The sequence below is a fragment of the Massilia sp. Masssp94 genome (assembly GCF_059491305.1).
In genome coordinates this window covers 5,681,903-5,695,707 of sequence record NZ_CP168501.1, presented here as the reverse complement: position 1 = coordinate 5,695,707, position 13,805 = coordinate 5,681,903, and the positions used below count along the sequence as shown (strand labels likewise).

General features: G+C 64.0%; 7 protein-coding genes. 3 read left to right on the top strand and 4 right to left on the bottom strand.

Features of this window, described 5'->3' with window-relative positions; translation table 11 throughout:
- Position 1: 1 nt before the first annotated feature.
- The 3 genes from ACEN9G_RS25295 to ACEN9G_RS25285 form a co-directional block, all read right to left on the bottom strand.
- Positions 2 to 1,393 carry a glycoside hydrolase family 5 protein gene (locus tag ACEN9G_RS25295; RefSeq protein WP_483127138.1) on the bottom strand — a complete coding sequence of 464 codons (1,392 nt, stop codon included), beginning with the start codon at positions 1,391 to 1,393 and terminating at the stop codon, positions 2 to 4.
- Positions 1,394 to 1,403: 10 nt separating this feature from the next.
- A complete protein-coding gene (locus ACEN9G_RS25290) occupies positions 1,404 to 4,118 on the bottom strand; it encodes a TonB-dependent receptor (protein ID WP_413339435.1) in 2,715 nt (904 codons plus the stop codon).
- Between the two features lie 314 nt (positions 4,119 to 4,432).
- A complete protein-coding gene (locus ACEN9G_RS25285; protein WP_413339437.1) occupies positions 4,433 to 6,625 on the bottom strand; it encodes an OsmC domain/YcaO domain-containing protein in 2,193 nt (730 codons plus the stop codon).
- 236 nt (positions 6,626 to 6,861) lie between these two features.
- Between ACEN9G_RS25285 and ACEN9G_RS25280 the strand changes: the two genes are divergently transcribed.
- On the top strand, positions 6,862 to 8,295 hold the full coding sequence (locus tag ACEN9G_RS25280) for a sugar porter family MFS transporter (protein ID WP_413339438.1): 1,434 nt from the start codon (positions 6,862 to 6,864) through the stop codon (positions 8,293 to 8,295).
- A gap of 78 nt (positions 8,296 to 8,373) precedes the next feature.
- Here the strand turns inward: ACEN9G_RS25280 and ACEN9G_RS25275 are convergent, their stop codons facing one another.
- Positions 8,374 to 9,060 (bottom strand): CE1 family esterase, encoded by a 687-nt coding sequence (locus tag ACEN9G_RS25275; RefSeq protein WP_483127137.1) that lies wholly within the window; start codon positions 9,058 to 9,060, stop codon positions 8,374 to 8,376.
- 398 nt (positions 9,061 to 9,458) lie between these two features.
- On the opposite strand from ACEN9G_RS25275, the gene ACEN9G_RS25270 reads away from it, so the two are divergent.
- The gene (locus ACEN9G_RS25270) at positions 9,459 to 10,979 is read left to right on the top strand and encodes a hypothetical protein (protein WP_483127136.1); all 1,521 of its coding nucleotides are present in this window, start codon (positions 9,459 to 9,461) and stop codon (positions 10,977 to 10,979) included.
- 368 nt (positions 10,980 to 11,347) lie between these two features.
- Complete coding sequence (locus ACEN9G_RS25265; RefSeq protein ID WP_413339444.1) at positions 11,348 to 13,804, top strand: TonB-dependent receptor; 2,457 nt, start codon at positions 11,348 to 11,350, stop codon at positions 13,802 to 13,804.
- Position 13,805: the final 1 nt, after the last annotated feature.

Genomic DNA, 13,805 nt, shown 5'->3' with positions numbered 1-13,805 from the left:
GTTACAGGCCCGCGAATGGATCGGGGGCATTGGAGCTGGTCATCCAGTCGCGCAGCGGCCGGTGCGGCTCGTAGCGCACGGCCCCGTACCGCCTGAACAGGTTCTCGATGTCGGCCAGCGACGCCGTGTTGAAGTCGAGCGCGGGGATCGTGTCGCCCGCCGCGTTGGTGACCATGCCCCAGGTACCCGTGCCGTGGCCGCCCGCGTTGCTGGCGTACTTGTAGGCCCAGGCGGTGGTGGCCCAGCCGAGCCTGGCGTACGTGTCGAAGGTGGCGCGCGTCACCTGTGCGCCCGTCTCCAGGCCCATGCTGGCCCACGGCTGCGTCTCGCCGACGAGGAGCGGCGTCTCGAGGCCCTGGATGCGCTTGTCCCATTCGCACACGCCGGTCGTCCGCGCCGCATTGCAGAGCAGCCAGTCGCGGTGCACGGCCGGGCCGATCGAACCCCAGCCGAACAGGCCCGGATAGAAATGCATCTCGAACGCCACGTTCGTCATGCCCTTCGCGGCCGGGTCGCCGTACGCGCCGATGCCGCTGCTGTGGCCCGGCAGGATGGCGACGTGGTTCGGGTCCACGGCACGCACCGCCGTGTACACCTTGCCGATGAAGGCGGCCAGCGTCGCCGGATCGGTACCCCACGGCTCGTTCAGCAGGCTGTAGCCCGCCACCGCCGGACGGTCCTTGTAGCGCGCCGCCACCTGCTGCCACAGCCACACGGTGCGGTCCTGGTAGGCCGGCGTCGTCCACAGTTCGGCCGGACCGGTGCAGCCGTCGTGCTGCTCCTTCTCCCCGGCCTGGCCGCCGGCCGCGCCGTGCAGGTCGAGGATCACGTAGATGCCGCGCCGCTCCGCCTGGGCAATCGCGTCGTCCAGGTAGTGCCACGCATCGGCGCGCAGACTCCCCGGATGCTGCTCGTCTTCCACGAGCGTGTGGATGAACGGCAGGCGCACCACGTTCACGCCGAACTGCGCGAGCTGGTCCCAGTCGGCCGGCTTCATCCAGTTGTCGCGGAACACCTTGAACAGGCGGTCGCGCTCCGCATAGCCGAAGCGCTTGTCGAGGACGGCCTCCAGCCGGCATTGCGTGTCGATGCCGTTCGCCCCCTGCCCCATCATCCAGAATTCGTTGATCAGCCAGTTGCCGAGGTTGGCGCCCTTCAGGTGGATCTCGGTGCCGTCGGCCGTGACCCATTTCGCGCCCTGCGCGTGGATCATCTGCACCGCTTGCGTGATCGGCACCGCGGGTCCCGGCTCGACCGGGTGCGCCGTGGGTGGCGGCGTCGTGGCGGCCGGCGGGACCGGGGCCGCGGCCGGCGGCACAGCCGCGCCGCCGCCGGCGCCTCCGCAACCGGAGAACAGGACGAGTGCGGCCAGTGCCGCTGTCGTGAGTCGCATGGTCATGTCCTCACAGGCGGTAGTTCAGGCCCAGCAGCACCTGGCGGCCATAGGTCGTGTAGCGCTCGGGCGCATAGGCGCCGCTCGCGAACGGGCTGCCCTGCTTCGTCTGGTACGGCGAGTTGTTCAGGTTATTCACCTGCAGCAGGATCGACAGGCCTTTCAGGCTGCCCTGCTCGAACGCGTAGCCGGCCTGGAAGTCGATCTGCTTCTCGGCCAGGATCTCGCTGAAGGAGCGCAGCGCGAACAGGCCCGTGACTTCGCCGCGGAACGCGGAGCGGTAGCGCTGGCTGACGCGCGCCGAGAAGCCGTTCTTTTCATAGAACAGCGTCACGTTCGACACGCTGCCCGACAGGCCCGGCAGCTTCTCGCTCGTCCCCGGACCGTTCGGGTGGATCGACGACGCGGTGAGCGAATAGCTGCCGAGGATGCCGAAGCCGTCCAGCGCACGCCACAGCAGCCCGCCTTCGAGGGAGCCGGACAGTTCGAGGCCCTTGACCATGCCGCCCTGGCCGTTGGCGGGACGGTTCATCGTGCCGATATTGCTGATCGGGACCGTCTTCGATTGCGTCGGGAAGCCCGTGAAATCGTACGCCGTCTGCTGGTTGTAGATGTAGTTGGTCAGGTTTTTATAGAATGCGGCGACGGCGACGTAGCTACTCCTGGCGAAGTAGTTTTCGAGCGACAGGTCGAACGCGCGGGCGCGCCACGGTTCCAGCGTCGGATTGCCGCCGCTGCCGCTCCATTCGCGCGTCGTGTCGCTGATGCCGCCCGACGCGCCGGCGCGCATGTCCTGCATCTGCGGGCGCGCCACCGTCTTCGCCGCGCCGAAGCGCAGCGCGGTGCGGTCGACGAAGTGGCTCAGGTCGAAGTTAAGGTTCAGGCTGGGCAGCACGTCCCGGTAGTCGCTGCCGCCGTGCAGCCGCGTGATCTTGTCGCCGTCCACCGCGAGGCCGTCCGATCCCTGCTTCACGCCGATCACCTGCACACCCAGGTTGCCGCGCACGGGGACGGGACCGAGGTCGGTATCGATGCCCAGCTTGGCGTAGCCGGTGGTGACCTTCTCTTCCACGCTCCAGTTCTGGATCGCGAGGTCGGCGCTGCGCGCGGCCTGCTGGTCGTAGTACCTGGCCAGCACGCCAAGCGTGTCGTACGTGAGCACGGCCGGGATGCCCGCGAACGACAGCGACGTGGCTGGCTTGACCAGGTCCGGCGACACCGACACCGGCGCGTGGTTATTCTTCAGGAAGTAGTAGTTGTTGATGTCCGAGTGCTTCTTGTCGCGCTTCGAGTAATTCAGGCCGCCCTCGACATAACTGAACATGCCGGCCAGGCTGCGCTTCGCCGAGACTTTCAGGGAGCCCAGCGTGTCGTCGACCTTCGGACGGTGCATGTCCGCATCCTTGCCCCAGCCGCCGACATCGGTCAGCTTGATGAGGGCCGGGTTCGTGAAATCCATGCTCGGCGTGAATCTGGGGATGCCGTCTTCGACCGGGATCCTGAACTGGAAATCGTTGTCCGTGATGCCCGACCCGGCCGGGCCGAGGCCGGCGTAGGTTTCCAGCACCTGCTCGTGGCGCCTGGCCTGCGAGTACGACAGGTCGCCGATGAATTCCCATTCGCCCGTCCGGTACTTGTTGTTCCAGCCGAGCGCGCTCAACGTGTCCTTGCGGGTGTTGTAGTCGTTGCGGGCGATCGGTTCCAGGTTCACCAGCGTCCCGCCCGTGAGGAGTTTCACGTTGCCGATCGTCTCGATCTGCGGATCGCGGTAGGTCACCGCGCTCCACTGGTGCGAGTTCCACATCATGCCGCGCATGATTTCCGTCTGGTCGAATTGCGAGTAGTACAGGTCGAGCGTGCTGCGGAATTCACGCGAAGGCTTGTAGTCCAGCACGGCCATCAGGCCGTCGCGCACCTGCTTGCGCGAGGTCGCCGTGACTTCCGCGCCTTTCAGGGCCACCACATCGGCATTCCCGGGCGGCAGGTTGTTCTGGTCGCCCCACCACCAGGCCTTGTATTCCTTCTGCTGGCCCGGCGAATCCAGGTGCGCGTAGCCGACGGCGACACCCAGCGTGTTGTTCATGAACTGGTCGATGTAGGCGAAGCTGACGCGCTGGCCCCAGGCCGACGATTCGTCGTTCAGCTTGCCGTTGCCGTTGCGCTCGCCGCGCACGTTGAACGCCAGAGCGCGCTCGCGGCGGTCGAGCGGACGGACGGTCTGCAGGTCCACCGTGCCCGACAGCCCCTGCCCCACGAGCGACGCATCCGGCGTCTTGTACACGGTGACGCCGTTGATCAGCTCGGACGGATACTGGTCGTATTCGGCGCCGCGGTTATTGCTCGTGCTGACCAGTTCGCGCCCGTTCATCAAGGTGCCGGCAAAGTCCGGCGACAGGCCGCGCAACGAGATCACCTGGGCGCGGCCGGCCACGCGCTGGGCCGTGAGACCCGGCAGGCGCGCGATCGACTCGGCGATCGACACGTCCGGCAGCTTGCCGATGTCCTCGGCCGTGATCGCTTCGACGATCGAATCGGATTCGCGCTTGATGGCCATCGAACTCTCGATGCTGCCGCGGATGCCGGTGACGACCACGGTGTTCGCGGTGGCGTCTTCCGTGGTTTGCGCGGCGGCTGCGCCACCCCACAGCAGCGCGGCGCAGGCGGCGGCGATCGGGGTGGTGGTCAGGATGCGTTGCTGGGGGCGGACTTTGCCGGGTCGGTGCATGGTGTCTCCTCGTTGTTTGAACTAATGCGATCCTGGAAGCGCATCCATCCGCGCGGATGGAAACGTTGCCAATTCGTGACGCACGCTGGACGCGATTCGGTCGTCTTCCTCTTGCGACGCGTCCGATCAGCCGCGTGCGACAGCTAAATTGGAAACGTTGCCAAATCCGATGAAAAAAAATTTGGAAACGTTGCCAAATTCAGGACCATTGTCTGCTGAGAATGAATCCAATGTCAATACTTGTGTGTGATCGGATAACAACAGCATGCGACCAAAGAAAAAGCCCCTGGAATCAGGGGCTCTTCTCCACGCATTTACCTCGACCTGGCCCGCGCCGCATGCAGCTTGCGGTAACTGTCCATCAGGCGATGATGCCGGTCGAGCCCTTCCAGCTTCATGCTCGTCGGGGTCAAGCCGTGGAAGCGCACGCTGCCGTCGACCGAACCCAGCACCGCGTCCATGCCCGGATTGCCGTACATCCGGCGGAAATTGGTCACGTAGTCGTCCAGCTCCAGCTCGTCGTCCAGCACCACCTCCAGCACCACGTTCAGCGCCTGGTAGAACAGGCGCCGCTCGACGGTGTTGTCGTTGTATTGCAGGAAGGCGCCCACCAGTTCGTGCGCCTCCTCGAACTGCTGCAGCGCGAGATGGATCAGCAGCTTCAGCTCGAGGACTGTCAACTGGCCCCACTCCGTGTTCTCGTCGAACTCGATGCCGATCAGCGTGGCGATGTCCGAATACTCGTCGAGCTCATTGTTTTCCAGGCGATCCAGCAGCGCGGCCAGGGCGTCGTCGTCCAGGCGGTGCAGGTTCAGGATATCTGCGCGGAACAGCAGCGCCTTGTTGGTGTTGTCCCAGACGAGATCCTCGACGGGATAGATTTCCGAAAAGCCGGGCACGAGGATCCGGCACGCCGTGGCGCCCAGTTCGTCGTACACCGCCATGTACACTTCCTTGCCCATCTCCTCGAGAATCCCGAGCAGCGTCGCGGCTTCCTCGGCATTGGCATTGTCGCCCTGCGCGGTGAAATCCCATTCGACGAAATCGTGGTCCGCTTTGGCACTGAAAAAGCGCCACGACACCACGCCGCTGGAATCGATGAAGTGCTCGACAAAATTGTACGGCTCGGTCACGGCTTCGCTGGCGAAGGTCGGCTGCGGCAGATCGTTCAGGCCCTCGAAACTGCGGCCCTGCAGCAGTTCGGTCAGGCTCCGCTCCAGCGCCACCTCGAAGCTCGGGTGCGCGCCGAACGAGGCGAATACGCCGCCCGTCCGCGGGTTCATCAGGGTCACGCACATGACGGGATAGGCGCCGCCCAGCGACGCATCCTTGACCAGCACCGGAAAACCCTGCGCTTCCAGTTCCTGGATCCCGGCCACGATGCCCGGGTATTTCGCCAGCACTTCCTGCGGCACGTCCGGCAGCGCGATCTCGCCTTCCAGGATCTCGCGTTTCACCGCACGTTCGAAAATCTCCGACAGGCATTGCACCTGCGCTTCGGCGAGGGTATTACCGGCGCTCATACCATTGCTGGCGTAGAGGTTCTCGATCAGGTTGGACGGGAAATAGACTGTCTCGCCGTCCGACTGCCGCACGTAAGGCAGCGACACGATCCCGCGCGCCACGTTGCCCGAATTGGTGTCGACCAGATGCGAGCCGCGCAATTCGCCTTCCGGATCGTAGATGGCGCGGCAGTACGCATCGAGGATCTCGTCCGGCACTGCATCGTCGGGGCCGGGCTGGAACCAGCGCTCGTCCGGATAATGGACGAAGGCGGCGTTGGCGATCTCCTCGCCCCAGTAGCTGCCGGCATAGAAATGGTTATTGCTGATGCGCTCGATATACTCGCCCAGCGCGGACGCCAGCGCGCTTTCCTTGGTCGCGCCCTTCCCGTTGGTAAAACACATCGGCGAGTGCGCGTCGCGGATATGCAGCGACCACACGTTGGGCACGATGTTGCGCCATGATGCGATTTCGATCTTGATGCCGAGGCCGGCCAGCAGCCCGGACATATTGGCGATGGTCTGTTCCAGCGGCAGGTCCTTGCCGGGAATATAGGTGGCCGCGTCGGCGCCAGGCTGCAACGTCAGCAACGCCTGCGCGTCGGCATCCAGGTTCTCGACTTCTTCGATCACGAACTCGGGCCCGGTCTGCACCACTTTTTTCACGGTACAGCGATCGATCGAACGCAGGATCCCCTGGCGGTCCTTCTCCGAAATGTCCGGCGGCAGTTCGACCTGGATCTTGAAGATCTGCTTGTAACGGTTCTCCGGGTCGACGATGTTATTCTGCGACAGGCGAATATTGTCGGTGGGGATATCGCGGGTGTTGCAGTACAGCTTCACGAAGTACGCCGCGCACAGGGCCGACGAGGCCAGAAAATAATCGAACGGGCCCGGCGCCGAGCCATCGCCCTTGTAACGGATCGGCTGATCCGCGATGACCGTGAAGTCATCGAACTTGGCTTCCAGACGCAGCTTGTCGAGAAAGTTGACCTTGATTTCCATCGGAGATTCCTAGTATTTCAACACAAAGCCCCGTGAATACAGGGCTTTGCAGGGTAAGGCACGCATCTTACCCGATCCATTGCCCGCGGGCGAATGCAGGGTCTCGGAATGCATTGACACGAGAACGGAAATCGTACAGACTCGACAAGATGTTAGCGCTATTGGTTTGATGGTACAGAATGTTATAGACCTGCACCGACGGCGATGACAAACCAAGACTATCCAAGGAGACTTGTATGAACACCAGTGCCGTCGAGAGCACACACACCATTCAGGAGGCGGAAAATACCCGCCTCATCGTCCTGATCAGCTGCGTCGCCACGATCGGCGGCTTCCTGTTCGGTTTTGACAGCGGCGTCATCAACGGCACCGTCGACGGCCTGAAGCAGGCTTTCCATTCGACCGACGCCGAACTCGGCTTCGAAGTCGCGTCGATGCTGCTGGGCTGCGCGCTCGGCGCTTTCACCGCCGGCCGGCTGGGCGACCTCTGGGGCCGCCGTACCGTGCTGCTGATCTCGTCCGTGATGTTCCTGATGTCGGCACTGGGCGCGGGCTTTGCAACGAGCTCGGTCGTCTTCGTCGCCGCGCGCGTGCTGGGCGGCTTCGCGGTCGGCGCGGCCAGCGTGATGTCGCCGGCGTACATCGCCGAAGTGGCATCGGCCCGCTACCGCGGCCGGCTGGCGACGGTCCAGCAGATCGCCATCATCAGCGGCCTGTTCTGCGCCTTCCTGAGCAACTATTTCTTGGCGCACGCGGCCGGCGCCTCGACCGGCGTGCTGTGGCTGGGACAGGAGGCATGGCGCTGGATGTTCTGGATGATGGCCATCCCGTCCGTGCTGTTCCTGCTGTTGCTGCTGACGATCCCGGAAAGCCCGCGCTTCCTCGTCGCCAAGAAGCGCAAGGACGAAGCACTGGCCGTGCTGCAACGCCTGTACGGCGCAGCCTCGGCCCGCGCGAAGTTCGCCGCGATCGATGTGTCGCTGGCCGAAGACCACCACCGTCCGCGCCTGTCGGACCTGGTCAACAAGACGACCGGCAAGCTGCGCCCGATCGTGTGGGTCGGCATCGGCCTGGCGACGTTCCAGCAGCTGGTCGGCATCAACGTGGTGTTCTATTACGGCGCGGTGTTGTGGCAGGCCGTGGGCTTTTCCGAAAGCGATGCCCTGCTGATCAACGTCCTGTCGGGCGGCCTGAGCATCGGCGCCTGCATCGTCACGGTATTCCTGATCGACCGCATCGGCCGCAAACCCCTGCTGTGGATCGGCTCGGCCGGCATGGCGGTGACGCTCGGCATCGTGACGTTCGCGTTTGCCAGCGCCTCGCTCGACGCGAACGGCAAACTGGCCCTGTCCGGCACGATGGGCGTGGTCGCCCTGGCCGCGGCGAATATCTACGTGATCTTCTTCAACATTTCCTGGGGTCCGGTGATGTGGGTCATGCTGGGCGAGATGTTCCCGAACCAGATCCGCGGCTCGGGCCTGGCGGTCGCCGGCGCGGCCCAATGGACGTCCAACTTCCTGATCACGGTGACCTTCCCGATGCTGCTCGCGAGCATCGGCCTGGCGGGCGCTTACGGCCTGTACACCGTGGCCGCAGTGATCTCGGTCTACTTCGTGCTGCGCTACGTGCATGAAACGCGCGGCAAGGAACTGGAGCAGATGGAAGGCTGATCGCGCGCGGTAGCCCCCAAGCAAAAGGTCGTTGATGAGCGCATCCGCATCATCAACGACCTTTCGTTTTTTCCGGGACTACTTGAACCGATCGAAGAAGGCCTTCGATTCCTGCGCCGAAAAACCCGGGTACCAGTGGCCACCCGTCTCGGTGCCGCACCAAACCACGGGCTTGCCGCTGTCGCAGCCCTGGTACTCCATGCAGCCGTTACTCCCCACGGGCACCGTGGCGGCACTGCAGCTATTGCGCTTGAGGAAAACATCGCGCGCCTCCATCCCCGCCGAGTACGGCACGGTGTTATCGTCCTTGGCGTGGACGAACATGGCCGCCACCTTGTAGGAAGAACCGGCACAGCCGCTCCAGAGCGAACCGGCCATGGGCACGATCGCCCGCACCACGTCGCCCATCTGGCATCCGATGGCGTTGGACATCATGCCGCCAAAGCTGAAGCCGGTAGCGAACACACGCCGAGGGTCGGTGCACGTGCCCTGCTGGACGTCGCCGATCATGGCGCGCAGGAAGCGGATGTCGCGGTCGCCAGTGTTGGCCCACCCCTTGTCCAGGCCCTGCGGGGCAATAAAGATCGCATTGTCGCCGTACAAATTCTTCAGACCGAAAAAGCCGCTCCAACCGTAGACATCGGCGGCGCTGCCATCGCGCCAGTGCAGCCCGATGATCACGGGATAGGCCTTGTTGCGGTCATAGGTGGCCGGTAGTTCGATCCAGTAGCTGCGCTCGGTTCCGTCGCTGGTGAGCGAATGCATGCCGGTCGTCAACTTGGAACCGCTGCCGCAGCCCGCGGTGCCGGTAGCGGGCACGGCGACGGGAGGTGGCGATGCCGACGCGGGTGTTGGTGTCGAAGTGCCGGCGGCGCCTGTGCCCCCTCCGCAAGCAACGAGCGTGGCGAATACCAACGCGGCCCCTGCATGTCTCATATCTCCTCCTTGTCAAAGCGTTGGGTCGGGTCGGTGACCGGATGTTTTTTCGCCCGATTCTAATGGCCGCGTTCGCCACGGTGTTTTATGTTTTTCGCCAGGAACCGACATGTTTTCGAATTCCGACGAGAAAAGCGGCCATCGCTGCGGTAGTATTGACAACAGGAACTAATTGCAAAAATGTAACAATAAATGGGGATCCATCGATGACAGTGTTGGGAACATGTTTGCGGGTCCTGGGACTGTCCGCCTGCCTCGGCGTATCGGCTCACGCCGCCGAAGACTGGGTGCGGGCGGAGTCCGAGCATTTCGTCGTCACCAGCAGCACGACGGAAGCCAAGACGGTCAGCTACGTTCAGAAACTCGAAGCGTTCCGCACGCTGACGAACATGCTGCTGACCGGGGCCGGGGGCACCGCGCAGGCGAAGTTCCAGGTCTATCTACTCGACGATCCGGCGCAGATGAAAGTCGTACGCCCGAATTTCTCCGACAACGTGGGCGGCGTGTATTTCCACTGCGGCGAAGGCAGCAAAGCGTACGCAACGGCGCCGGGTTACAGCCGGCAAGAGCAGAACCTGACGACGCTGTTTCACGAATATGCGCACCACGTGACGTTCCAGCATGCGCGCACCCATTACCCGGCCTGGTTCATCGAAGGCTTCGCGGAATACCTGAGCACCGCCTATCCGGCCCGCGGCTCGATTTCCATCGGCGAATCCTCGACCATGCGCAGCTACACGCTGGGCACGGAGAACTGGATCGGCTTCGACAAGATCCTCGATCCCAAATTCCGCATCGACGGCGACAAGGATGCCGATACGCGCACGGTCTGGCGCTTCTACGCGCAGTCCTGGCTGCTCGCGCACTATATGCTCAGCGATCCCGCGCGCAGCAGGGCTTTGTATGCCTATTTCACGGCGGTGGGCGGCGGCGCCGATCCCATTGCCAGCTGGGAGAGCGCCACCGGCATCAAGATCGATATGCTGAAGCGCGTGCTGCAACGCTACAGCGAGAACATGTTGTTCATGAACGTGCCGCTTGCGGATTATCCGGAATCGTCGATCCGCGTCACGCGCCTGCCCAAGGGTTCGGAGCAATACGTGCTGAAGGCGTCGCTCCTGACCACCTGCCCTTCATGGGAGTACGGCAAGACGCTCCTGGCAGGCATCGCCGCCCGGAAGACGGCGCTCGCCGGCGATCCGCAATACCGCCTCGATCTGGCCAAGGCGCAATTGCTGTTTGGCGAACTCGGCGAGGCGGACACTGCCCTCACCGAGATCCACGCCGCACGTCCCGACGATTTCGAGGTGAATTACCTGATGGGCCGAGTGCGTTTCGCCCAGGCAGAAAGAGCGGAAGGCGCGGCGAAATCCGAACGCATGGACCAGGCCCGCGGGTTCTTCATTAGCGCCTACCGCGCCAACAAGCTCGACGCCCCGAACCTGTACTACCTGGCACGCAGCTTCAGCAACAAGCCGAATTTTCCGGATGCGAACGTGCTGAATGCCGCCGACACTGCGCATTACCTGGCGCCGGCCGTATGGGAATACGCGTTATTCGATTTCTCGGTCAATCTGCTCGACAACCGGCGCGACAGAGCCGCCGCCGCGCTGGCCCCATTGGGCAACAATCCCCACAATCCGGCCCAGGCGGCGCGCGTGCAAAAGGCGCTCGAAGCGATCAAGGCCGGCAAGGACGCGAGCGAGGTGATGAAGTTGCTGTCGACCTCGACCCCGGCCCCGCCCTGACGCCCTGTTGTCCGGACAACTGGCGCCCGCGCTTTCCCGGACGCCTCGGCTGGCATCCATCCCGGCGGGATGCGCAACATCCAGCGCAGGGACAGAAAGATCCTTTGCCGATCTCGTCATGCCCATACCAGAACGTCGTGCGCTACCTGATGACGGCGACCGCATCTGCCGCGCCGGATCGTTCATGAATAAAAAACAGTTGACTCGCCGAACCGTTCGTATATCCTTCACTGCATCGCTACAGTAGATCGATACAGATGCTGAGTCCACGTCAGATCAGTCCCTGAACCAACCGATTTTTTTTAAGCATTTACTGTAACGATACAGAAGACGGCGTGAGTTGAAATAAAAATAATGAAGGAGACGATATGTTGAGTAGAACCGTAGCCAGGCCCACGCGCTTCCCACGCGTCCCGATCGCCACCGCGACCACGCTGGCCCTGCTGGCCTGGGCGCCCGTCCAGGCGCAACAGCCGAGCAACGACGACTCGCTGCAGCCGCCAGACCTGCAAGCTTCTTCTTCCCCGCAGCCCAAGCTCGAGCAAGTGGTGGTCACGGCCAACCGCCGGGTCGAAAAGCTCGAGGACGTCCCCGCATCGATCTCGGTGCTGGGCGAGGAAACCCTGCAGCGGAACAACGTGCGCGAGCTGGTCGACATCGTCAACCTGTCTCCCGCCCTGTCGATCTCGGTCGGGACCCAGGTCGGCACCAACAGCATCAACATGCGCGGCATCGGCACCACCTCGAACAACCTCGGCATCGAGGGCGACGTCGCGGTCCTGGTCGACGACATCCCTTACGCGCAGGCGCAGCAGGCGTTCAAGGATGCGTCCGACGTGGCGCGCGTGGAAGTGCTGAAGGGTCCGCAAAGCACGCTGTTCGGCAAGAGTTCGATCGCCGGCGCGGTGTTGATGACGACCAAGCCGATCGGATCAGGGCCAATGCGGACGCGCGTGAGCCTGTACCGCACCAGCGACCATGAATACCGCGCCTCCGCCGCCCTGAGCGGGCGCCTGAGCGACGACGTCGGCCTGCGCCTCTACGCCAGCAAGACGAACTTTCCGGGGATGCTGCACAACTTGACCAACGACACGATGCAGAACGGCTCGGGCGGCAGGAGCTTCCTGGCCAAGCTGCAGTGGCGGGTGACGCCCGACCTCGACCTGATGATCGCCCCGCATTTCGACCACTCGCTGTCGACCGGGAACACGGCCGCCATCGTCGCCATCGATCCGGGCGTGGGCTACCTGTACAACAAGAAATACACGGCGCTGTCGAACACCGCCGTCCTGCGCGGCATCCACATCGGCCCGTGGAACCGGGAGATCCGCAACGATTCGCCCACCGGGCTGGAGTCGACCGACCGCGGTGTCGGCGTGCGCGTCAATTATGCGTTCCCGGACGGCTCGCCTCTCGCCGGCCATGCCCTGACCTCGATCACCTCGGTCGACAACAACCTGTCGAACGACTTCCGCGACAACGACAATATCGACCTGATCTCGACCTACTACCAGGTGGACGCGAGCGGCAAGCCGTCCGGCATCGCCGATCCGCCCATGCTCAACGGCACCACCGCCAGCAAGACCTCGACCCAGGAATTCCGGCTGACCTCGCCGGACGGCGGTGCATTCCGCTACCTGGTCGGCGTGTGGGCGTCGCGCAATACGATCTATCGGACGTATTACCGCGGCAACCCGTTTGTGAAGGAAACAAATTTCACCAACTACCTCACCGATTCGGGCGTCCTCAACCACGCGATCTATGCCAACACGAACTGGGACTTCGCGCCGCGCCACAGTGTGAGTGCCGGCCTGCGCCTGAACCGCGAGGCCAACAATTATTCCTTCCATACGATCGACAGCCTCTCGTCGTCGGCGCCGAACAACGTCCACACCGGCGAGCACTATTACGTCGCCCCGCAGCACAAGGAAACGGCGGTGACGGGCAAGCTGGGCTACAGCTTCCACGTCACGCCGGACGTGATGGCCTATGGCACCGCCTCCACCGGCAACAAAGGCGTCGCCTACGACATGACCAGCGGCGCCAACAACCCGAACGTGTTCGCCCACCTGCCGCTGGCGGCCGAGAAGGCGGTCAGCCTGGAAGCCGGCCTGAAGGCCAACCTGTGGCACAACCGCGCCACGTTCAACGCCGCCGTCTTCCAGACCCGGTTCCGCGACTACCAGACCTCGGCCACGGAGCGCTTCTCGGACGGCAGCCAGGCGAGCGTCCTGTACAGCATCCCGTCGATCCAGACGCGCGGCTTCGAGGCCGACGCCACCGTACTGGCGACGCGCGCGCTGCTGTTGAACGCGAGCCTGGCCTTCACGCGCGCCACGATCCGCTCCTGGGACCAGGGGGCCTGCTACACGGGCGCGACCGACTGCACGATCCCGAACCGCCTGGTGCCCGGCGCCTTCCTGCGCGACGCCAGCGGCGGCGCGATGCCGAATTCGCCCAAGTGGAAGCTGTCGATGGGCGCCGAATACACGCTGCCGCAAGCCGCGTGGCTACCCTATCCGGTCGCGGTGAATGCCCAGTGGCGCACCCAGTCGGCCGTGCGCGGCGCGATCAGCCAGGACCCGGGCCTCGACCGCCCGGGCTACGGCATCCTCGACCTCGGCGCCCACGTCAGCGACGCCAGGGGTCGCTACAAGCTGTCCGTGGGCGTGCGCAACCTGCTCGACAAACACTACGCGGTCGGCAACGTCGGTTCCTTCCTGAATTTCAAGCAGACCAGCGGACCCGACATCAAGTCGTATGGCTGGCAGCCGGCCCGCGACGCCTTCCGCTACACGTCGATCCGGCTTGACATGACGTTCTGAC